The organism is Paenibacillus sp. VCA1, assembly GCF_031583795.1.
Taxonomy (GTDB): domain Bacteria; phylum Bacillota; class Bacilli; order Paenibacillales; family Paenibacillaceae; genus Paenibacillus_AQ; species Paenibacillus_AQ albilobatus.
In genome coordinates this window covers 42,917-63,596 of the sequence record NZ_JAVLSX010000021.1, presented here as the reverse complement: position 1 = coordinate 63,596, position 20,680 = coordinate 42,917, and the positions used below count along the sequence as shown (strand labels likewise).

The window sequence follows — 20,680 nt, the reverse complement described above, 5'->3', positions numbered from 1 at the left end:
CGTGTTACTCACCCGTCCGCCGCTAACCAAGAGCGATCCGAAGATCGCTAAGGTCCGCTCGACTTGCATGTATTAGGCACGCCGCCAGCGTTCGTCCTGAGCCAGGATCAAACTCTCCAAGAAAGTTGATATAGCTCATTTTGAATCTGACGAGAAATAATTCTCATTTATGCTCCGCAAATCATTCAGTCAAAAGACTCGAACCGATTTGCTTCGCTGTCGACCTTGCAAGCAAGGTCTAATCTCACTCGTTGTTCAGTTTTCAAAGATCAAACATTTCATTTTCGTCGCCGCCGTAATGTTCAGCAGCAACTTTTATAATATATCATGTTCTGCCCGGTTTTGCAAGCTTTTTTTGAAATTAATTTTTCATTCAAAGTTTTGAAGCTTGCTAGCTCGCAATGTTACATTGCATTTCCTAGCCGGAATAATAATATAACATGATTTCAACAAACGTGCAAGCACTTTTTATAATTATGATAGATTTAGGGATATAAGCCTCTGAATTGTATTTTCGTTTCTACCCATCGCTGTGTTCATATTCGAGATAACTTATATCCCTCCCCCACTATCGCTTCTGTTTAGGCCATAACGTGTAGCTGAAACTAATCAAAAAGTCGATTCCCAAAATCGCGCCCCACCACATCGGTATTTTCTTCAAAGCTTCCGTGCGGGACGGTTCGTTTACGATCCAAATCATAAGCATGAGCAGAATGACTCCCACAATCCAGGCCAGAACATGCCGGTACCATCCCTCCCTTTCGCGTCGAGCGTGCTCCTTTCCGTGCTTTGGAGCCGGATCCGGTTTCTTTCCCCCTCCAAACCGGTACGCGAATCTCTCATCCGCCCACTTGATCATCCTGTGCCCATACGCCACGGTAACTCCAATATAAACCGCCGCGAGTCCATGCATGAATTCCGCTTTGGCTCCATTCCGCAAATCGATGATCGTAAATATAAGAAGCAGCAGATCAACAACTGGAGTGGCAACCAGCAAGACACCTCCGACACGCTTCCATCCAGCGATATACCTTGCGGTTAATCCAGCAAGAACAAGTACCCAAAATGCAACTTCGCATCCTACAATTAAGGCTGCAATCATGGTGATATCATCCTCTCTCTTTTTAGAACGATTGTATTAAAAACAATTTAACACGACTGTGTTAAAAAAACAAGATCGATGTTATACTAAAGACATGCCTAAAATCGTGGATCATGAAAAACAAAGGAAAAAAGTCGCTGAAGCCACCTGGCGAGTCATTCAAAAAATGGGGCTGGATCAAGCTTCGGTTCGTAATGTCGCCGATGAAGCCGGTTTATCCGTCGGCTCGATGCGCCATTACTTCACAACCCATTCGGAATTGCTGTCCTACGCCATGAAGATGGTTTCCGACCGCGTCGGAAACCGGATAACGAACATCGCATTCAGCGGGGATCTTTTATCGGACATTCCTCTCTTGGTCGATGAGATTTTACCCACCGATGAGGAGAAACGACTCGAAATGGAGGTTTGGTTTGCTTTTGTCGTCAAATCGTTGTCCGACAAGGACCTCGCCAAACATCGGATGGAAGTTGATGATGACCTCAGAACGGTTTTCATTAAAATCATGAATGAATTAACCGTCAATAACTTGGCTTTGCCGGACCTAGACATGGAAGTTGAAATCGAGCGATTTTATGCCTTGATCGACGGATTGGCCATCCATGCCGTGCTCAGGCCAAAGAAAGTAACGGCCGACATCATGCGAAGAGCTGTACATAGGCATCTTATTTCGATTTGCCGCCCGCCGTCCGGCCAAACGCAAAAAAAGGAACAAACGTGAACCAGTCACGTTGTTCCTTTTTATTTTACGAGCTAGGCAGAATCTCCCGACTTACGTATCCGGATTACTCCTGCGTACGGTTTCTCATATGAGGGAAGAGCAGTACGTCGCGGATCGAAGGCGAGTTGGTCAACAGCATCACGAGACGGTCGACACCGATCCCGAGTCCGCCTGTTGGCGGCATGCCGTACTCGAGCGCGTTCAGGAAGTCCTCGTCCATCTCATGGGCTTCGTCATTGCCCTGTTCACGTTCTTTGAGCTGCGCTTCAAAACGCTGGCGCTGGTCGATCGGATCATTCAGCTCGCTGAAAGCATTCGCGTGTTCACGCGCCACGACAAACAGCTCGAAACGGTCCGTGAAACGCGGATCCTCTTCGTTTTTCTTCGCCAGCGGCGAAATTTCAACCGGATGACCGGTAACGAAGGTCGGCTGAATCAACGTTTCCTCCACGAACTCCTCGAAAAACGCGTTCAGGATATGGCCGAAGGTCATATGCGGCTCGACTTTGACGTTATGCTCTTTGGCAAGGCGATGAGCTTCTTCGTCCGTCATATGCACGCCGAAGTCGACGCCTTTCACTTCTTTCACGGCATCTACCATGGATACGCGGCGCCAACCCGGCGCAAGGTTAACCTCATGGCCTTGATAATTGATGACTTGAGTTCCGAGTACCTCCTGCGCAATGTGAGCGATCAGGTTTTCGGTCAGATTCATGATGTCCTTGTAGTCCGCATATGCTTCATACAGCTCGATCATGGTGAATTCCGGGTTGTGACGGGTGGAAATGCCCTCATTCCGGTATACGCGCCCGATTTCGTACACTTTTTCCAGGCCCCCGACAATGAGGCGCTTCAAGTGAAGTTCAATCGCGATGCGCATGTAAAGCTCCATGTCAAGCGCGTTATGATGCGTAATAAACGGCTTCGCCGCGGCGCCGCCAGCGATGGCGTGCAGCGTCGGCGTTTCCACTTCCAAATACCCTTGCGAATCCAAGTACCGGCGCATCGATTGAATAATGCGGGAACGCGTAATGAACGTTTGCTGTACTTCCGGGTTGATGATCAAATCGACGTAACGCTGGCGATAACGCAGCTCGACGTCTTTCAGCCCGTGATATTTGTCAGGCAGCGGATTGAGGGACTTCGCCAGCACCTCGACCTCGCTCGCTTTGATTGTAGTTTCTCCCGTTTTGGTCTTGAACATCGTGCCGGCGATTCCGACAATGTCCCCGAGGTCAAGCAGACGGAACGCTTCAAACGCCGTTTCAGGCACGGAATCCTGACGCACGTAAATTTGAATTTTGCCGCTCAGATCCTGAATGTGGGCAAAAATCGCTTTGCCCATGCCCCGTTTGGCCATAATCCGGCCCGCAACGCGGACTTCGACATGCTGCTCGTCCAGCTCTTCTTTGGTCATGCCGTCATATTTCTTAAGCAGATCCCCGGCATGGTGAGTGCGGTCGTATTTTTTTCCGAAAGGGTCAATCCCGAGACCGCGCAGCTCGTCCAGCTTTCCGCGGCGGATTTGCAGCATTTCGCTAAGTTCAAGTTCCTGTTCGTTGTTGTTTACTTCTTCCGACATTTTATCGTCACTCCTTCAATCCTACTGCCTGTCCATCAATGAAAAACAGGGTAATGCCTGGCAAAAAACCGGAGAAAAATGCATTCTTTCCCAGCTCGGCCTGTATATCTGAAAAAAAAGCTTCCTAAAGGAAGCTCTTTCTAACAATCCTAAAGCATGCCGGTCTTATTTCTTAATGTCGATGATTTTGTACTGGATGACGCCCGCAGGAACGTTAACGTCCACGACGGCGCCTTTCTGCTTGCCCAAAATCGCCTTGCCCACCGGGCTTTCATTCGAAATTTTGTTGTTGAGCGGATCGGATTCGGCCGTGCCCACAATGGTGTATTCCATTGTATCGCCGTACTCCATATCCTGTACGATCACGGTCGCGCCTACGCCGACAATATCGGTATTGATCTCGTCGTTGTTGATGATGCGCGCATTACGAAGCATTTTTTCCAGGGTAATGATACGCCCTTCAATAAATGCCTGTTCATTTTTGGCGTCCTCGTATTCCGAGTTTTCGCTAATATCGCCGTAGCCGATGGCTACCTTAATCCGTTCCGCAACCTCGCGGCGCTTGACTGATTTCAGGTTCTCGAGTTCGTCTTCCAGCTTTTTGAGTCCGTCCTGTGTCAGAATGACTTCTTTATCGCTCATCTTAACCGATTCTCCTGTCATGTTAAATAAATTTAAACACGGTTCCATTTCACGACGAATGTTCATTCATTATGAAATGGAATCGGATTATAGAATGAACTACCCAGCTTGCCTTAGATCAATCTATATTTATGCAAAGTTTGAAGGATCAGAACATCCTTCCGCTGTATTAAGGATAAAGTCGAATTTATACTGAAAAATTATATGGTAAGCATTTCAAAATGTCAATCGCACGCAATATTGTATATGCATGGTCATGAGAAGCGAAATTATTAGGAAACAGCCGTCTCTTCAGCCGCGTGAGCTTCCCGTTCTTCCCGCTCTTTGAGGCCTGCCACAAAATTTTCCAAAATTTTGACCATTTCATCCCGCTTCGTTTCTTCCATGATTTCGTCCTTGATGCGGGCAGATCCTTTAAGCCCTTTCAAATACCAGGCCAAATGTTTGCGCATTTCGCGCACGGCTACCGCCTCTCCGCGCAATGCGATCAGACGGTCCATATGCAAAATCGCAATCCGGATTTTCTCTTCGCCTGACGGCTCGGGAAGCAGCTCGCCGGTTTTCAAATATTCGATCGTCCGGTACAACATCCATGGGTTGCCGAGCGCTCCGCGGCCAATCATGACCCCGTCGACCCCGGTTTGGTCCAGCATCCGGCGCGCATCCTCCGGCGTCACCACGTCCCCGTTGCCGATGACCGGAATCGACACCGACTCTTTAACTTGTTTTATAATATCCCAGTCGGCGTGGCCGGTATACAGTTGCTCGCGGGTGCGTCCATGAACGCTGACGGCTTTTCCTCCCGCGCGTTCGACGGCTTGGGCGTTTTCGACGGCATAAATATGGTCGCTGTCCCAGCCTGTGCGCATTTTTACCGTTACCGGTTTTTCCACCGCATCCACCACGGCCGCTACCATATCATAAATTTTGTTCGAATCGAGCAGCCAACGGGCGCCCGCGTCGATTTTGGTCACTTTGGGCGCAGGGCAGCCCATGTTGATGTCGATAATGTCGGCATTCGTTTGTTTGTCCACGACTTTGGCGGCTTCCACCAACGATATCCGGTCACCCCCGAAAATTTGCAGGCTCAGCGGTTTTTCGCGCTCATCGACAAAAAGCATTTCCTGCGTGCGCTGATTGCCGTGCACAATCGCTTTGCCGCTGACCATCTCCGCGCATACAAGCCCCGTTCCGAATTCTTTGGCGATCAGGCGGAAAGCCGGGTTGCAGACGCCCGCCATTGGAGCTAAGACGACTTGGTTTTTCATTTCGATATCGCCAATTTTCAGCATTGTTCCATATCGCTCCTAAATTTTATTCAAAATCTATCTACCCGTAACAAAATTCTACTTATTGGCAAGCTCCTCGACCGATATGCCCAGCACCTCCGCAATTTTTGCAAGCGTTCGGTCCTCGGCAAGACGGTTGCCGCGCTCAATGGCCCCGAGAACCGTCAGCGAAATGCCGCAGCCCGATGCCAACTCCTGTTGGGTGTATCCTTTTAACTTCCGGAAGGCGCGGATGCGCTGTGCCAGCTGCATGTTTTCCAAAGCTGTAAACCGTCCTTTCCATCCAGTCTTTCCAAGGCTGCCGATAGAATGGCCTGCAATCCGGAGGTTTCATCCGCAGGCACGATATCCTTGAGCGGGACAAGGACAAACAAACGCTCCTCCATGCGCGGATGCGGCAAAATCAGCTCCTCCGTGTTTTCCCTGCGCCCTTCCATCCAAATCAGATCCAAATCGACGGTCCGCGGGCCCCAGCGGATATGCCGGATGCGTCCGAGTTCTTTTTCGATTCGCTGCATGACATGCAGCAGTCCGTAAGCATCGAGCCGGGTGCGGACCCGAACGGCCATATTCAGGAAAAGGGGCTGGTCCACATACCCGACAGGCTCGGTCTCATATAAATTGGAGCATTCGAGGACGGTTACGTCCGGCGATCGGTCGAGACGCCGCACCGCTTCCATTAACGTCTCTTCCCGGTCCCCTAAATTGGCCCCTAAAGCAATATAAGCCTCTGATGGCTCAGAGGTGGATTGTGCGTACATGGCGGATTCTCGCTTTCTTGTTTTGGGATATTAGCGGAAACGAAAGGTGTCAAACGTCCAACCTCCGCTAATTCCTCGTTCTGTAAAGCTCCACGGTGACGCCCTGAAAATGGATGTCAAAGGGAGGGTGCGGTTTGGTCACTTTAACCGTCAATGCATCGATACTAGTATAAGTGTCCAATAACAAGGATGCAACACGTTCGCCGAGCGCTTCAATGAGGCGGAAAGACTCGGTCTCAACGACTTTTTTCACGATTTCGTGCACTTCGGCATAATTTACCGTTTTGCTCAAATCGTCGTTTTTCCCTGCTTCCCGCAAATCGAGCTCCAGCTCCAAATCGATATAAAAACGTTGGCCCAGCTTGCGCTCTTCCTCGAACACGCCGTGGTACCCGTAATATTCCATCCGATGCAGCTTCATTTTATCCATAGATCGGTCGAACCTCCGTTTTATGTTATTTTACCCTTATCGTATCCGGCGAGGCATACAGCATCGCGTCGCACATATCTACGGTCCGCTTGATTGGTTTGATGTCGTGGACACGCACGATTTGGCAGCCTTGGGCGATGCCGAACGCGACTGTGGCGGCCGTGCCTTCCACGATATCGTCGACCGGGAGATCGAGCACCGTACGGATGAATTTTTTGCGGGAAGTAGCCAGCAGCACCGGATATCCGATCTTCACCAGTCTGTCGAGCTGCGTCATAATCCGCAAATTTTCCGGCAGGTTTTTCGCAAAACCGACACCCGGGTCCAAGATGATCCTCTCTCCCGCAACACCGGCTTTCAGCGCCAATTCGACGCTTTCCTCCAGATCCCGCACGACGTCGGCCGCAAAATCGCCGTAATTCATATCTTTCCTGTTATGCATCAATATCACCGGGCAGCCGAGTTCCGCCGCCGCTTGCAGCATGTCGGGATCCTTTTTGCCCCCCCAAATGTCGTTCATGATATGGGCTCCCGCCTTGATGGCCTCCCGAGCTACCTCTGCCTTATACGTGTCCACTGAAATCGGGATGTGGGGAGCGGCGCGGTGCAAGGCTTCAATGACCGGAATGATCCGGCGCAGCTCCTCTTCCGCAGGCACCGGCTCGTAACCCGGGCGCGTCGACTCGCCGCCGATGTCGATCAAATCCGCACCGTCCTCCACCATCTGAAGGGCGTGCCGAACCGCCTGCTCGGGATCGACATAGCGGCCTCCATCGGAAAAAGAATCGGGGGTCACGTTCAAAATGCCCATAATTTTCGTGGATGCACCAAGCTCAAGCACCGCTTCGCCCATCCGATATGTCCGTTCATAGATTGTCGTTTTCATGATAACCTCCCGTTCGCTGCCGGTACAACCGCAGCAGTGTATCCGTTACCGGTCCGATTCTGCCGCCGCTAATGACGAGGGCCGTGCCGGTATGATCGATCAGTGAAGTGACGGGCACCAGCTCCTGAATGGAGGTGGTCAGCCAAATTTCGTCCGCTTGCATCAACTCTTCCCAAGTATAAAAACCTTCCTCATAGCGGATCCCTGCAGCAGACGCAAGCTCCAGCACCAAACCGCGCGTAATGCCGGGCAGCAGGCCGCAGGCCGTATCGGGCGTGTAGAGAACGCTGCTTTTCACGAAAAAAAGATTGCTGACGATCCCCTCCGAAAGGTAACCGTCGGCGCTCAGCATCAAGCCTTCGGCATGCAGGCGAACCGCTTCGGGGTCGGAGGAAAGCTCCCTTTTCGCCAAAATGTTGTTCATGTAATGCAGCGATTTCAAACGGACCGGACCTTCCGGCGTATTGCGGCGGGTATTCAGCAGCTTAAGCGCCTTGCCATGGGTATACAGCCTCTCCGGCGGCTCAGGCAGCGGTTTGGCCATCAACACGGTATTCGGACGGCTATACATCCCCGCCGGCAGGCCGAGCACGTCTTCTCCCGCACTCACCGTATAACGGATATAAGCCTCCTTCAGACCGTTGGCCTGCATGAGTTCGCCGATCCAATCCCGCAGCTGCCGGGTATCCGGAAGGACGGAAACGTCAATGCCCAGCGTTTTGCAGCCCTCCGTCAGCCGGTCCAAATGCCTTTCCAATAAAAACGGCTTTCCGCTATAAGTCCGGAACGTTTCAAACAACCCCATGCCGTATAAAAAGCCGTGATCCATTACGGAGACCACGGCAGCAGAAGCATCCATACTTTGACCGTTTAGCAGAATCCGATTCATACGCCCGTCGTTGCCGTCCGCTTCAAGAAATTGCGGAGCATCTGATGTCCATGGTCGGTAATGATCGACTCGGGATGAAATTGGACGCCTTCGATCGGGTATTCCTTGTGGCGCAGCCCCATAATTTCTCCCTCTTCCGTCTCCGCCGTAATTTCCAGGCAGTCGGGCAGGGTGCTGCGTTCCACCAGCAGGGAATGATACCGCGTCGCCGTAAACGGGGACGGCAGTCCCTCGAAAACGGACGTTCCTTGATGCAAAATAGGAGACGTTTTGCCGTGCATCAGCCGCTCGGCGCGGACGACCCGGCCTCCAAACGCCTGTCCGATCGCCTGATGCCCGAGGCACACGCCGAAAATCGGAATCTTTCCTTTAAAATGCTCAATGGCCTCGAGGCTGATTCCCGCTTCGTTCGGAGTGCAAGGCCCCGGCGAAATCAAAATATGATCGGGAGCAAGCGCTTCGATTCCCGGGATGTCGATTTCGTCATTGCGGTATACTTTAACCTCTTCCCCCAGCTCCCCGAGATATTGAACCAGGTTGTACGTAAAAGAGTCATAATTGTCGATCACCAGAATCATGCTCTCATCTCCTTTTCACGCCGGGCCGGTCCCTCAGCCGCTTCCTTTTCGCTCAAAAGGACGGCCTTGACGACGGCTTTGGCTTTATTATGGCACTCGCGGTATTCGCGGTAAGGCTCGGAGTCGATCACGACGCCCGCACCGGTCTGGATCATGCCGATCCCGTCCGAAACGACCAGCGTTCTTATGATAATATTTAATTCCAAATTTCCATTATAGTCAATCCAGCCCATCGAACCTGTGTAAGGCCCTCGTCTAACCGGCTCCAGTTCTTCGATAATCTCCATCGTGCGCACCTTCGGCGCTCCGGTAATCGTTCCGCCCGGGAACAACGCGGCGATGACGTCGAAAGCATCCTTGTCCTGGGCTAGCCGCCCCTCTACCTGGGATACCAGATGCATGACGTGGGAGTAATGCTCGACGGTCAATAGTTCCGGTACTTGTACCGTACCGTAAGCAGCAACCTTGCCGATATCGTTGCGCTCAAGGTCGACCAGCATGACATGCTCCGCGCGCTCCTTTTCGCTGCCAAGCAGCTCCGCAGCCATTGCCTCGTCTTCGGCCTTCGTACGCCCGCGGCGGCGCGTGCCGGCAATCGGACGGGCGCTGATGGTGTCCCCCTGGCGCTTCACCAGCAGCTCCGGCGACGCGCTCGCAAGGCTGAATCCGGGAGAACGAAGCAGACCCATATACGGGGAGGGATTCAGCAGCCTCAACCATTCATAGATCCGCTCCGGTTCGGATTGCAGCTCCTGTTCCTGCCTAAGCGACAAGTTAACCTGAAACACGTCGCCCTGCCGGATATAATCTTGAATCGCCGATACCGCCTGTTCAAAAGCTTCCTGCGTAAAGGCGCTTTTCATCCCGGGCCATTCGCCGGAATCGAGCTCCGGGGGAGCCTCAGCCATCCGCCTTTGCCGATGCAGCTTCTCTTCCTCAAGTTCCGCCCGTGCCTGCGCCGTAAACCGATCCCAACGGTCAAACATCGCTTGGGCCTTTTCTTTGGCCGCTCCATAAGCCGCTTTCAGGTCGGTTTCTTTCGTTATCGTCATATGGACCGCGCAGGCCAGCTTTTGCTCCTCATGGTCGTAAATCCAAATTTCATCGAACAACATCCAAAGATAGTCCGGGATGTCCGGCTGATCCGCCGCGATTTGCGGCAGCGTTTCAATGAACCGGACGACATCGTAACCCAGAAAACCGACGCATCCTCCAAGGAACGGCGGCAAATCGGCCGCAATGCCCGCCCTTTCCGCCGGCGTCGGGGCTTGGTACGGCTCCATCCAGCGTTTGATGACTTCAAGCGGAGAACCTGCCGTATAAGCGGTGCCGCCTTTCAGAAGATCCGTTATTCGCGCCTGCCCGCCTTTTCCCTGCAAGACCGATACAGGCTTCAACCCCAAGTAAGTGTACCGTCCATCCTTGCCGCTTTCGAGGACGAAGGAATACGGAGATGCCTGCTTCCAGGCATGCGACCAGGAGGCGGGCAATCCGCCTTCGTTTGCCTGGAATGACGTTTCCAGTACAAATGGAAGGATCGTGCAGCCCTGTCCGGCCCACCTTTTCCAATGTTCGATTGTCATCATACTTTCCCCGTACATCGCTTCATCCCTTTCGCTGCAAAGCTTGCTATTGGTTGTCAGTATACTTGCCCGCTTCCTTTTTGAAAAGGCCTTTTCCCGTGTTTTTGTTGGAAAACGAGGCGTTTCTTAAGAAAAAAGTCTATCGACGTACTTTCATAGAAGACAGACCGCGCTTAAAGGTAGTTTTGGGGTTGCAATATCAGGAAGTAATAGCTCTGTAGTTTATACTTTCTGCTATCATCAAAAAACCCTGCCGCCGTTTGAACGGCAGCAGGGCTGATAGCTCCCAATTAACCTTCGAAATTGTAAAGCGGGGTGCTGAGGTAACGTTCGCCGTTGCTTGGAATGATCACGACGATCCGTTTTCCTTTACCGAGTTCCTTGGCAACCTTCAGAGCGGCAGAGACCGCGGCGCCGGAAGAAATGCCGGCAAGAACGCCTTCTTCTTTCGCCACGCGGCGCGCCGTTTCAAAGGCTTCTTCGTTCTCGACATGGATGATTTCATCATAGATTTCACGGTTCAAAATATCCGGAATGAAGTTCGCGCCAAGGCCTTGGATCTTGTGCGGACCCGGCTTGCCGCCGGCCAAAATTGGAGAAGCCGCAGGCTCGACCGCCACGATTTTGATGTCAGGGAAACGTTGCTTCAGCACTTCGCCGGCCCCGGAGATCGTTCCGCCCGTACCGATGCCCGCAACAAAAGCGTCCAGCGTGCCGCCGATCGATTCGATCGCTTCGACGATTTCCGGACCCGTCGTTTCGCGGTGGATTTTTACGTTGGCCGGGTTTTTGAACTGCTCAGCCATGAAATAACCGGGGTTTTCCCTTACGATTTCTTCGGCTTTTTTAACGGCGCCGTTCATGCCTTCCGCTCCCGGGGTCAACACCAGCTCGGCTCCGTATGCGCGAAGCAGGTTGCGGCGTTCCAAGCTCATCGTTTCCGGCATGACGATTACCGCTTTGTATCCTTTAGCCGCAGCGACCATGGCCAGGCCGATTCCGGTGTTGCCGCTTGTTGCTTCCACGATCGTGCCGCCCGGTTTCAGCGTGCCGTCTTTCTCGGCTTCCTCGACGATGCTGATGGCGATCCGGTCCTTCACGCTTGCGCCGGGGTTCTGGTACTCGAGTTTCAGGTAAATTTCCGCGCTGTCTTCCGGAACCAGACGGTTCAAACGAACAAGCGGGGTGCTGCCGATCAATTCAGTAACATTGTTCACGACTTTAGCCATAGTAAAAATCCTCCCTTTTGAACGGTAAAATTCATTTTAAAATGTATGCGGATTCAGTTCGTGCGTCTGGCTGTAAAAACCGATTTTATATCCGAGTAAATAAGTAGGTATTTAGTACCTTTATCTTAACAACCTTCCATTCGAATGTCAATATGAACCACGGGAAGCCGCCGTCATTCCCCTAAATAATCTTGAGGAAAAAACTTCGGCGCAAAAAAACAAACCCCGCTATATGGAATCCTCGGTCCATACGGCAAAGGTTTGAATAACATGCCTTATTTTCCCCCTTTTTCCGGGGTTTTATCCGTAACGACGTTTGCTCCGTATTTGTCGCGCAGCTGCGCCTCCAGCTGTGTCAACGGAACGGCCTCGTTCAGTGCAAGCTGCTTGCGGACGTTGGCGCGGATCTCCTCGTTCGTTTGCTTTTCGCCCTTTTGGATGTCAATGACTTGGATAACCGCATATCCTTCGTCCTCCAGCTGGATCGGACCGGCGATATCCCCAGCCTGAAGATCCTTGGCGGTGTCGAGCACCTCTGCCGAAACGAACGGATCGTCTTCTTGGATCCATCCGAGCCTCCCGCCCTGCTGACGGGTAAATTCGTCAAGGGTCAGTTCTTCCGCCAGCTTGCCGAAATCCTCGCCTTGTTCCAACCGGTCCAGCGTCCGATTAGCTTCTTTGCGGGTTTTGAGTTTGATCCAGGCGAGCTCGTATTGCTTTTTAGGCTCAAACTCCTCTTGGTGCTGATCGATATAACGGTCTACTTCCTCGTCGCTGATATCGATATTGACGATGGCGATTTTCTCAAGCTTCAGCTGGTAAGCCGCCTCCTCACGCACGTCGGCCGGGGACAATCCCAGCTGGGCGTACATCGACTGATAATAAGCATCCACCGACTCGTACCCGGCTGCGTCCGCTTTGACCCTTTCCGCGATCTCCTCCGGCGTGACCCGGATTTGCAGCCTGTCGGCTTCCGCATTTACCGCCTTCTCATTCAGCATCTGCAGCAGCATCTCGTGTCCATGCGTCCGCTTCAACTCTTCTATCCACTCGTCCTCCGTGATGAACTGCCCGTCGAATAGAGCAACGGCCTTCGCGCCGTTATGCTCTTCTTCCGGTTCGTGCGCCGCTTCGGCCGGCTTCAATCCGCGGATGACGATCAGGCTCCCCATAACCAACACGCCCGCTGCCAAAATGATGACTGCGGCCCATAGCGCCTTCTCTTGTCTGGTCATCATCCCATGGTCCCGCGCCTTAACGAATTGCTTGGTCCAAAATTTGCTGCAATTCTTCTTTATTAAAGCTGTATGCTTCGTTGCAGAAATGGCATACCACTTCCGCCTTGCCGTCTTCCTCGATCAACTGCTCCAGCTCGTCTTTCCCGAGGCTTACCAGCGTTTGTTCGACCCGTTCCCGCGAGCATTGGCATTGAAACCGGATATCCATATGTTCCATGACTTCAATGTCAGGCAGCAGCCAGCGAAGCATCTCCTCCAGCTCCAGGCCTTGATCCAGCAGAGCCGTGACCGGAGGCATCGCTCCGACGGCCTGCTCGATCGCCGTAATTTCGTCGTCGCTAAGCCCAGGCAGAAGCTGAACGATGAATCCGCCGGCCACGATGACGGAGTTGTCCGGAGCGACAAGCACGCCAAGCCCGACAGCCGACGGCGTTTGTTCCGATACGGCGAAATAATACGTAAAATCCTCACCAAGCTCTCCCGATATGATCGGTACGCTGCCGCGGTAAGGCTCCTTCAGGCCCAAATCTTTCGTTACGTGCAAAAAACCCTCGCGGCCGACCGCTCCGGCAACATCGAGTTTGCCCTTGCTGTTGCTCGGCAGATGGGTATGCGGTTCGTCCACGTAACCTCTGACTTCGCCTTTTGCGTTGGCATCGACGACGATTTGGCCGAGGGGGCCGTCGCCTTTTACCTGGATCGTCAGCCTCTCATCGCCTTTGAGCATCGCTCCCATCATGGCGCCTGCCGTCAGCGTCCGCCCCATTGCGGCCGTAGCCGTCGGCCATGCGTCGTGTCTCCGGCGCAGCTCCTCGACGAGCGCCGTCGTTCGAACGGCGAAAGCCCGAACGCGCCCGCCCATTGCGGTGCCTCGGATGAGGCCGTCTTGTTTATTTTCCATGTCGTTCATAAACTCCTTGCTTTGGATTTGAAAATGTTGCGATCCTGCGATTTGAACTTCAAACCGGCCAAAAAGCCGCTGCTTCGTTTATCGTTCCCAAAACACGATGTTCATCCCTAGATCCTAGATAGCGATGATGAACTTCATTTGTTGCGCTCGTAAATAATCCGCAGTCCTTCTAGCGTCAGCATCGGGTTGACCTCATCGATCGCTTCCGATTCGCTGGCAATCAGCTCCGCAAGTCCGCCGGTGGCGACGACTTTGAGCGATGGGGCCCGCATTTCCTCCTTCATCCGCTTGACGATTCCGTCCACCTGGCCGGCATAGCCGTAAATGATCCCGGCCTGCATCGCATGCACGGTGTTGCGGCCGATGACCTTTTTCGGCTTTTCCAGCTCGATGCGCGGAAGCTTGGACGCCCTTTCGACCAACGCTTCGGTCGATATGCCGATTCCCGGCACGATTGCGCCGCCGAGATAGTCGCCTTTTTGGTCCACGCAGTCAAACGTCGTCGCCGTGCCAAAATCGACCACGACGAGCGACCCTTTGTAAAGCTCGACCGCCGCCACCGCGTTGACGATCCGGTCCGCGCCGACCTCTCGCGGGTTCTCGTTGCGCAAATTCAGCCCGGTTTTAATGCCGGGGCCGACCATCAGCGGATGTTTATGAATATATTTGCGGCACATCTGGTCTATGGTATGAACCATCGGCGGAACGACCGAGGACATGATGACCCCTTCAATGTCCGAAACGGCGATGCCGGACATATGGAACAAATTGTGAAACCATACCCCATATTCGTCCGACGTGGATTGGCGGATCGTGCTTAAGCGAAAATGGTGAAGAAGCTCGCGTCCTTTGTAGATGCCGAGCACAATGTTGGTATTCCCGATGTCGATGACAAGGATCATAGGGACGATCCCTCCTTTATTTTACGGCATTGAGATCCAGACTGATGTCAAGACTCTCAAAGGAATAGGTTAACCGCCCCACGGATATGACGTCAACCCCGCACTCGGCAATTTCTTTGACGGTTTGCAGCGAAACGTTGCCGGAAGCTTCCACGCGGACATGCGGCGCCTTCGTTTTGATCCGTCTGACCGCTTCTTTCATCATCTCATGATCCATGTTGTCCAGCATGATGATGTCCGCGCCGGCTTCCAGCGCCTCCGCTACTTGTTCCAGAGACTCCGTTTCCACCTCGATGGTCATCGTATGAGGTATATGGGCGCGTGCCCGCTCGACCGCCCTGCGGATTCCGCCCGCTCCCTTAATGTGGTTGTCCTTAATCATGACGGCGTCGTATAACCCGAAACGGTGATTGGCACCGCCGCCGACCCGGACGGCGTATTTCTCAAGCATGCGGTGTCCCGGAGTCGTTTTGCGGGTATCGACGAGCCGGGCAGGCAAACCTTCCAGCCGATCCACGAACATGCGGGTCCGGGTAGCGATGCCCGACAATCGCTGCAAGAGGTTGAGGGCCAGCCGTTCCCCCGTCAAAATATGATGCGTGCTTCCTTCCACGACCGCCAGCACGGTTCCCTTCGTTACACGGTCTCCGTCTTTTACGTGAGGCGTGAACGCCAGACCGGGGTCCACGACTTGGAATACCAGTTCCGCAACGGGAATGCCCGCTACGACCCCATCCTCCTTTGCGTGAATGATGCCCTTCGATTCATGTCCCGACGGGATGGTTGTCATGGTCGTGATATCGCCTGAGCCGACATCCTCCTTCAGCCACAAGCGGATCGATTCCACCAAGCCCTCGTTATATCCATTAAACATCATCGCTGAATTCCTCCATCATTTCTTCTTCACGGTGCTGAAGCAGATGCTTGCGCCACTCCGCATCATCCCTTTGGGGATAATCCTCTCTATAATGGGCGCCGCGGCTTTCCTTCCGTTTTAGCGCGGCAAGGGTCACCAGCATGCAGCTCGTCAGCATGTTCGCAAATTCGAACTCTTCCTTCTTCGTCAGTTCCGACTCAAAAATCGGCAGCTGCCGCTGAAGCTCCTCCAGCCCTTTTCGAAGCATCGGTTCGCTGCGGCGCAGCCCGGCATATCGAACCATTACTTTCTGTAGTTTCAACCGCCGCTCGATAATCGCCTGCTTGGGGGCGCCTGTCCGGCCCTCCAACTGATGGGTCAGATCGACGGAACCTGCGAGAGGCGCCAACTCCCGGATCCGGTTTACAATCCGTCTGCCGAACACAATCGCCTCGGACAGCGAATTGCTTGCCAAACGATTCGCCCCATGCACGCCGGTCGAGGACACTTCGCCGCAGGCAAACAACCTTGCGACGCTGCTTTCCCCGTTCAGGTCCGTTTTCACTCCACCCATCATATAATGCGCAGCCGGAGCGACGGGAATCCAATCCGTTGCCATGTCCAGGCCGTAATTCAGGCAAGTTTCGTAAATGGTCGGAAAACGGTGCTGGATGACATCCTGCGGCTCATGCGTAATGTCCAGATACACAAACGTCGATTTCGTTTCTTCCATTTCGCTGACGATCGCCCGAGCCACGATATCCCGGGGCGCCAACTCGAGCAGCTGATGGTATTTGTCCATGAACCGATCGCCCTTGATATTCCGCAGCACGGCTCCTTCGCCCCGAACCGCTTCCGATATGAGGAAACGCGGAGCGCCGGGATAACACAACGCCGTCGGGTGGAACTGAATGAATTCCATGTCGCGGATTCGCGCCCCAGCCCGGTAAGCGATGGCAATGCCGTCTGCTGTTGCCACTTCCGGGTTCGTCGTATATCGGTAAAGCTGCCCGGCCCCTCCGGTACACAATATGGTCGCCGACGCCTTCACATACACCCTTTGCCCGTCGGGACGCTGTACGAGAGCCCCTACGCATTCGTTCCCAACCGTAATGACGTCGACCACAAAATGATGCTCCCACACTTGAACACGCTCATGAACGCATACCTGCGCGGCCAGCGCCCTGACGATCTCGAAGCCGGTCGCATCCCCGTTCGCGTGCAAAATGCGGCGCCGGCTGTGGGCGCCTTCCTGCGTCAAGGCAAGCTCCCCGTTTTCAACGTCAAAACTGGTGCCCAGGCGAATCAGCTCCTGAACGCCTTCGGGCCCTTCATTCACAAGCGCGTCGACCGCGGCGGAAGAGCATAATCCCGCCCCGGCCATCAGCGTATCTTCCCGGTGGTATGCCGGTGAGTCGTCCTCTGAAGTCACGGCGGCGATGCCGCCTTGGGCATAGCGGGTGTTGCTCTCCAGAAGCGCGTTTTTCGTAATCATGATGACGTTAAGGTCCTTTCCCGCCTCAATCGCCGTATAGAGACCCGCAATCCCGGACCCAATGACGATGACATCCGTTTCCAAGCAGGGCAACGACTGCAGGTCAAAATCAACCAAAAACTGAGGAATCATTGCATCATTCACCTGTCTTAAGAGAAAGAGTAGCGCATGCTACTGTACTTGTAACATGCGCTCTAAAGAAATTCGGGCCCGGTCTGCGACAGCCGGCGGCACGTAAATTTGCGGCTTCATGGTTTCCAGACACTTCACCAATTTTTTGAGATTGTTTACTTTCATGTTCGGGCATACCAAATATTTGGATGCGAAATGGAAGGTTTTATCCGGACTGTCCTTGCGGAGCTGATATCCCGTTCCGTCTTCCGTACCAACGATAAATTCCTGACAGTCCGACTTTTTGCAGTAATCGATGATGGCTGTCGTGCTGCCTACAAAATCGCCCATCGCCACGACTTCCGGGCGGCATTCCGGGTGTACGACAAACTGGGCGTTCGGATGTTTGGCTTTCATCTCCACAACATCCTTCACGGTCAACATATCATGCGTGTTGCAGTATCCTTCCCAAATGATCATCTTTTTGTCGGTATGCTGCTGCACGTAATGGCCGAGGTTTTTATCCGGCACCCAGATGATCTCGTCGCAATCCAGCGACTGAATGACTTTTACGGCATTGGATGAGGTACAACAAATGTCCGTTTCCGCTTTCACGTCGGCGGAGGAGTTGATATATGTAACGACTTTGGCATTCGGATGCTGCGCTTTCAGCTTGCGGAGTCCGTCCACGTTCACCATGTCGGCCATTGGGCAACCCGCGCGTTCGTCCGGAATCAAAACCGTCTTGTTCGGAGCCAAAATTTTGGCGCTTTCCCCCATAAAATGCACGCCGCAAAATACGATCGTCTCCGCATCGGTTTGCGCGGCTTTTTGGGCAAGCAAAAAGGAATCGCCTCGGAAGTCGGCTACCTCCTGAATTTCGTCTCTTTGATAATAATGGGCAAGAATGATTGCGTTTCTTTCCTTTTTGAGTTGCATCAGCTTCTCGGTCAATTCCCGTTTTTGCTCCTCTTTATGCTGCAGCGCAAGAGCTTCCACCAGAAACCCACTCCTTTAATAATGTCATCACATCATTATAATATTGTGAAAATTCTCTCAAAGTTAGGTGTCTAAGCCTCGAGGTTTTTCAGTTATCAACTAATGTACACAAGGTTTCACGGACTGTCAATTGGGCGGCATGTTCGCAACGGGCAGGGCCATATTCGAAAAAATTCCTTATGCGGTGCATGTTTGATGCGCCCCTTCACCGTAAAAAAGCTTGTTTAGTCCATTAAAAAATTTTTAAGTGCCGCAAAAAACAAAAACCCGAAAGACGACGATCATCGTCTTTCGGGTTATTATTTTTGCGATAGTCGGTCAAACGTCCGGTTTATGCTTGGGTTCCGGGAGGCGTCCCCCCGTTGCCTGTATTCGGATCGTCCGCCGGAGGGTTGGTCGGATCGTTCGGAATGTCCGAAGGGCTCTCCGGAACATCGTTCGGAATCTCATTCGTCGGCAAGTTGGCGTTGTCCTCTTTGCCTTGGATGCGGACGCGAACGTCACCGATCGAGTCGATCACGGGTGCTCCGCCTTCGGAAGAACCTCCGTTTTCGTCTTCGCGCGGTCCGTCTTCGGACAGATATCCTTGTTCGATCAGTTCTTTGATTTGCTCAAGCTCCAGCGTTTCTTTCTCAAGCAGCGTATTCGCGATGAGATGAACCTCTTTGGAGTGCTTGATCAGCAGATCCTTACAACGCTGATAACATTCGTTGGTCATGCGCTGCATTTCCTGATCGATTTCGTAAGCGATGGAATCACTGTAATTTTGCTCATGGCCGAGATCACGGCCAAGGAATACCTGGCCTTGCGACGAGCCGAACTGGAGCGGCCCAAGCTTTTCGCTCATGCCGTATTCCATGATCATGCTGCGCACGATGCCTGTCGCTTGCTGGAAGTCGCTGTATGCGCCGGTTCCGATTTCTCCGATGAAGAGTTCCTCGGACACGCGGCCCCCGAGGAGACCCGTAACCTTATCCAGCAGTTCCTGTTTCGTGACGAGCATGCGATCTTCCTTCGGCATCATGATGACGTATCCGCCGGCACGGCCGCGAGGAATGATCGTTACTTTATGCACCATATCGGCATTCTCGAGGAAATAGCCGACGATCGTGTGACCCGCTTCGTGATAAGCGACGATCCGCTTCTCGCGGTCGCTGATCACGCGGCTGCGTTTCTCCGTGCCGACGATGACGCGGTCGATCGCTTCGTCCACCTCGCGCATGGAGATATCCTTCCGATTGCGGCGTGCCGCAAGCAGGGCAGCCTCGTTCATCAGGTTCTCCAGCTCGGCGCCGGTAAAGCCCGTGGTGCGTTTTGCTACAACATCAAGCTTAACGTCTTTCGTGAGCGGCTTGTTGCGCGCATGCACTTTCAGTACTGCTTCACGACCCTTCACATCCGGACGGTCTACCGTGATTTGACGGTCGAAACGTCCCGGACGCAGAAGCGCCGGGTCGAGAATATCGGCGCGGTTGGTTGCCGCAACGATGATGATGCCTTCATTGCCGCCGAAACCGTCCATCTCTACGAGCAATTGGTTCAGCGTCTGTTCGCGCTCGTCATGGCCACCGCCAAGACCGGCGCCGCGCTGGCGGCCAACCGCATCGATTTCGTCGATAAATATAATACATGGCGCATTTTTCTTCGCGTTCTCGAACAAATCGCGCACGCGGGATGCACCGACACCCACGAACATTTCCACGAAGTCGGAACCGGAAATGCTGAAGAACGGCACGCCTGCTTCGCCGGCTACCGCGCGGGCGAGGAGCGTTTTACCTGTACCCGGAGGACCTACGAGCAGCACCCCTTTCGGAATGCGCGCTCCGACGGCGGCAAATTTGCGCGGATCCTTCAGGAATTCCACAACTTCAACGAGTTCCTGTTTCTCTTCGTCGGCCCCGGCCACATCTTCGAACGTGACCCTCTTCTTCTCTTCATTATATAAGCGAGCACGGCTTTTGCCGAAGTTCATCACTTTGCCGCCGCCGCCCTGCGCCTGATTGAACAGGAAGAAGAAGAGAATGAACATGATAACCAAAGGAATCATGGAGGAGAGCAGCGTCAGCCAAATGCTTTCGCCTTCCATCTTCTTCTGGGTATATTGCATGCCGGTCTTGTCGCTGGCGTCAACCAGCTCTTGAATCGCGGCATCTGTAGCCGGAATGTAGGTCGAGAAGCTGTCGGATTTAGCCCCGTCCGGTCTATGATTATATTTACCGGTTACGAGATAGGCGTAACCGTCAAATTGAACCGTGATATCCTTCACATTGCCAGCCTTAATCTCTTGCCGAAATTCATCGTATCTAGGATTGTGAGCAGATTCACCGCTGCTGCTTACGAACTGGACAATGCCCACCACAACTAAAAAAAGAATCAAATAAAAACCAGAATTCCGGATGAACCGATTCATCCCCTACCTCCTCTCAAAACACTTTAATTATTTTACCATAGCCTGTCTGACCATCTCAACAGAGGTG

Annotated in this window: 20 protein-coding genes and 1 rRNA gene; 1 reads left to right on the top strand and 20 read right to left on the bottom strand. The window is 53.1% G+C overall.

The features are described from left to right. Positions 1 to 123 (bottom strand): 16S ribosomal RNA (locus RJP21_RS29140); the annotation flags it as partial. Positions 124 to 568: 445 nt separating this feature from the next. Continuing rightward, complete coding sequence (locus tag RJP21_RS29135; protein WP_310862324.1) at positions 569 to 1,102, bottom strand: hypothetical protein; 534 nt, start codon at positions 1,100 to 1,102, stop codon at positions 569 to 571. Between the two features lie 94 nt (positions 1,103 to 1,196). Between RJP21_RS29135 and RJP21_RS29130 the strand changes: the two genes are divergently transcribed. Continuing rightward, positions 1,197 to 1,823, top strand: coding sequence for a TetR/AcrR family transcriptional regulator (locus RJP21_RS29130; protein WP_310862323.1), 627 nt, complete (start codon positions 1,197 to 1,199; stop codon positions 1,821 to 1,823). Positions 1,824 to 1,887: 64 nt separating this feature from the next. On the opposite strand, the gene lysS is transcribed toward RJP21_RS29130, so the two are convergent. The 18 genes from lysS to ftsH all read right to left on the bottom strand — a co-directional run bounded on the left by lysS (position 1,888) and on the right by ftsH (position 20,613). After that, entirely contained in the window at positions 1,888 to 3,405 is a 1,518-nt protein-coding gene (gene lysS / locus RJP21_RS29125) for a lysine--tRNA ligase (protein ID WP_310862322.1), read from the bottom strand. Positions 3,406 to 3,570: 165 nt separating this feature from the next. Next, entirely contained in the window at positions 3,571 to 4,047 is a 477-nt protein-coding gene (greA, locus tag RJP21_RS29120) for a transcription elongation factor GreA (RefSeq protein ID WP_160045468.1), read from the bottom strand. A 272-nt stretch (positions 4,048 to 4,319) separates the two neighbouring features. Continuing rightward, positions 4,320 to 5,339: a tRNA dihydrouridine synthase DusB gene (gene dusB / locus RJP21_RS29115; protein ID WP_310862321.1), complete on the bottom strand. Its 1,020-nt coding sequence runs from the start codon at positions 5,337 to 5,339 to the stop codon at positions 4,320 to 4,322. A 54-nt stretch (positions 5,340 to 5,393) separates the two neighbouring features. Further along, positions 5,394 to 5,597, bottom strand: coding sequence for a helix-turn-helix domain-containing protein (locus RJP21_RS29110; RefSeq protein WP_310862320.1), 204 nt, complete (start codon positions 5,595 to 5,597; stop codon positions 5,394 to 5,396). Then, positions 5,549 to 6,097, bottom strand: coding sequence for a 2-amino-4-hydroxy-6-hydroxymethyldihydropteridine diphosphokinase (gene folK, locus RJP21_RS29105; protein ID WP_310862319.1), 549 nt, complete (start codon positions 6,095 to 6,097; stop codon positions 5,549 to 5,551). The genes RJP21_RS29110 and folK overlap by 49 nt, the downstream gene beginning before the upstream one ends. 67 nt (positions 6,098 to 6,164) lie before the next feature. Further along, entirely contained in the window at positions 6,165 to 6,527 is a 363-nt protein-coding gene (gene folB / locus RJP21_RS29100) for a dihydroneopterin aldolase (RefSeq protein WP_160045464.1), read from the bottom strand. 25 nt (positions 6,528 to 6,552) lie between these two features. After that, a complete protein-coding gene (gene folP / locus RJP21_RS29095; protein WP_310862318.1) occupies positions 6,553 to 7,413 on the bottom strand; it encodes a dihydropteroate synthase in 861 nt (286 codons plus the stop codon). Next, positions 7,394 to 8,302: an aminotransferase class IV gene (locus RJP21_RS29090; RefSeq protein WP_310862317.1), complete on the bottom strand. Its 909-nt coding sequence runs from the start codon at positions 8,300 to 8,302 to the stop codon at positions 7,394 to 7,396. The genes folP and RJP21_RS29090 overlap by 20 nt, the downstream gene beginning before the upstream one ends. Then, positions 8,299 to 8,880 (bottom strand): aminodeoxychorismate/anthranilate synthase component II, encoded by a 582-nt coding sequence (pabA, locus tag RJP21_RS29085; RefSeq protein ID WP_310862316.1) that lies wholly within the window; start codon positions 8,878 to 8,880, stop codon positions 8,299 to 8,301. Before pabA ends, RJP21_RS29090 begins: the two co-directional genes overlap by 4 nt. Then, positions 8,877 to 10,466 carry an anthranilate synthase component I family protein gene (locus tag RJP21_RS29080; RefSeq protein ID WP_310862315.1) on the bottom strand — a complete coding sequence of 530 codons (1,590 nt, stop codon included), beginning with the start codon at positions 10,464 to 10,466 and terminating at the stop codon, positions 8,877 to 8,879. The genes pabA and RJP21_RS29080 overlap by 4 nt, the downstream gene beginning before the upstream one ends. Positions 10,467 to 10,753: 287 nt before the next feature. Further along, positions 10,754 to 11,692 (bottom strand): cysteine synthase A, encoded by a 939-nt coding sequence (gene cysK / locus RJP21_RS29075; protein WP_160045459.1) that lies wholly within the window; start codon positions 11,690 to 11,692, stop codon positions 10,754 to 10,756. 275 nt (positions 11,693 to 11,967) lie between these two features. Beyond that, complete coding sequence (locus RJP21_RS29070; protein WP_310862314.1) at positions 11,968 to 12,930, bottom strand: peptidyl-prolyl cis-trans isomerase; 963 nt, start codon at positions 12,928 to 12,930, stop codon at positions 11,968 to 11,970. A 16-nt stretch (positions 12,931 to 12,946) separates the two neighbouring features. Then, positions 12,947 to 13,831: an Hsp33 family molecular chaperone HslO gene (hslO, locus tag RJP21_RS29065; protein ID WP_310862313.1), complete on the bottom strand. Its 885-nt coding sequence runs from the start codon at positions 13,829 to 13,831 to the stop codon at positions 12,947 to 12,949. Positions 13,832 to 13,974: 143 nt separating this feature from the next. Continuing rightward, positions 13,975 to 14,742 (bottom strand): type III pantothenate kinase, encoded by a 768-nt coding sequence (locus RJP21_RS29060; protein WP_310862312.1) that lies wholly within the window; start codon positions 14,740 to 14,742, stop codon positions 13,975 to 13,977. A 16-nt stretch (positions 14,743 to 14,758) separates the two neighbouring features. After that, complete coding sequence (gene nadC / locus RJP21_RS29055) at positions 14,759 to 15,619, bottom strand: carboxylating nicotinate-nucleotide diphosphorylase (protein ID WP_310862311.1); 861 nt, start codon at positions 15,617 to 15,619, stop codon at positions 14,759 to 14,761. Beyond that, on the bottom strand, positions 15,609 to 17,225 hold the full coding sequence (gene nadB, locus RJP21_RS29050; protein ID WP_310862310.1) for an L-aspartate oxidase: 1,617 nt from the start codon (positions 17,223 to 17,225) through the stop codon (positions 15,609 to 15,611). Before nadB ends, nadC begins: the two co-directional genes overlap by 11 nt. A 39-nt stretch (positions 17,226 to 17,264) precedes the next feature. After that, positions 17,265 to 18,203, bottom strand: a complete 939-nt coding sequence (nadA, locus tag RJP21_RS29045; RefSeq protein WP_160045453.1) for a quinolinate synthase NadA — start codon at positions 18,201 to 18,203, stop codon at positions 17,265 to 17,267. 331 nt (positions 18,204 to 18,534) lie between these two features. After that, positions 18,535 to 20,613, bottom strand: coding sequence for an ATP-dependent zinc metalloprotease FtsH (gene ftsH, locus RJP21_RS29040; protein WP_310862309.1), 2,079 nt, complete (start codon positions 20,611 to 20,613; stop codon positions 18,535 to 18,537). Positions 20,614 to 20,680 lie beyond the last annotated feature (67 nt).

What these genes read in the sequence shown, in the direction of transcription:
- RJP21_RS29135 (WP_310862324.1), bottom strand. Translation starts at nt 1,102, where the DNA reads ATGATTGCAGCCTTAATTGTAGGATGCGAAGTTGCATTTTGGGTACTT.
- RJP21_RS29130 (WP_310862323.1), top strand. Translation starts at nt 1,197, where the DNA reads ATGCCTAAAATCGTGGATCATGAAAAACAAAGGAAAAAAGTCGCTGAA.
- lysS (WP_310862322.1), bottom strand. Translation starts at nt 3,405, where the DNA reads ATGTCGGAAGAAGTAAACAACAACGAACAGGAACTTGAACTTAGCGAA.
- greA (WP_160045468.1), bottom strand. Translation starts at nt 4,047, where the DNA reads ATGAGCGATAAAGAAGTCATTCTGACACAGGACGGACTCAAAAAGCTG.
- dusB (WP_310862321.1), bottom strand. Translation starts at nt 5,339, where the DNA reads ATGCTGAAAATTGGCGATATCGAAATGAAAAACCAAGTCGTCTTAGCT.
- folK (WP_310862319.1), bottom strand. Translation starts at nt 6,097, where the DNA reads ATGTACGCACAATCCACCTCTGAGCCATCAGAGGCTTATATTGCTTTA.
- folB (WP_160045464.1), bottom strand. Translation starts at nt 6,527, where the DNA reads ATGGATAAAATGAAGCTGCATCGGATGGAATATTACGGGTACCACGGC.
- folP (WP_310862318.1), bottom strand. Translation starts at nt 7,413, where the DNA reads ATGAAAACGACAATCTATGAACGGACATATCGGATGGGCGAAGCGGTG.
- RJP21_RS29090 (WP_310862317.1), bottom strand. Translation starts at nt 8,302, where the DNA reads ATGAATCGGATTCTGCTAAACGGTCAAAGTATGGATGCTTCTGCTGCC.
- pabA (WP_310862316.1), bottom strand. Translation starts at nt 8,880, where the DNA reads ATGATTCTGGTGATCGACAATTATGACTCTTTTACGTACAACCTGGTT.
- RJP21_RS29080 (WP_310862315.1), bottom strand. Translation starts at nt 10,466, where the DNA reads ATGATGACAATCGAACATTGGAAAAGGTGGGCCGGACAGGGCTGCACG.
- cysK (WP_160045459.1), bottom strand. Translation starts at nt 11,692, where the DNA reads ATGGCTAAAGTCGTGAACAATGTTACTGAATTGATCGGCAGCACCCCG.
- RJP21_RS29070 (WP_310862314.1), bottom strand. Translation starts at nt 12,930, where the DNA reads ATGATGACCAGACAAGAGAAGGCGCTATGGGCCGCAGTCATCATTTTG.
- hslO (WP_310862313.1), bottom strand. Translation starts at nt 13,831, where the DNA reads ATGGAAAATAAACAAGACGGCCTCATCCGAGGCACCGCAATGGGCGGG.
- RJP21_RS29060 (WP_310862312.1), bottom strand. Translation starts at nt 14,742, where the DNA reads ATGATCCTTGTCATCGACATCGGGAATACCAACATTGTGCTCGGCATC.
- nadC (WP_310862311.1), bottom strand. Translation starts at nt 15,619, where the DNA reads ATGATGTTTAATGGATATAACGAGGGCTTGGTGGAATCGATCCGCTTG.
- nadB (WP_310862310.1), bottom strand. Translation starts at nt 17,225, where the DNA reads ATGATTCCTCAGTTTTTGGTTGATTTTGACCTGCAGTCGTTGCCCTGC.
- ftsH (WP_310862309.1), bottom strand. Translation starts at nt 20,613, where the DNA reads ATGAATCGGTTCATCCGGAATTCTGGTTTTTATTTGATTCTTTTTTTA.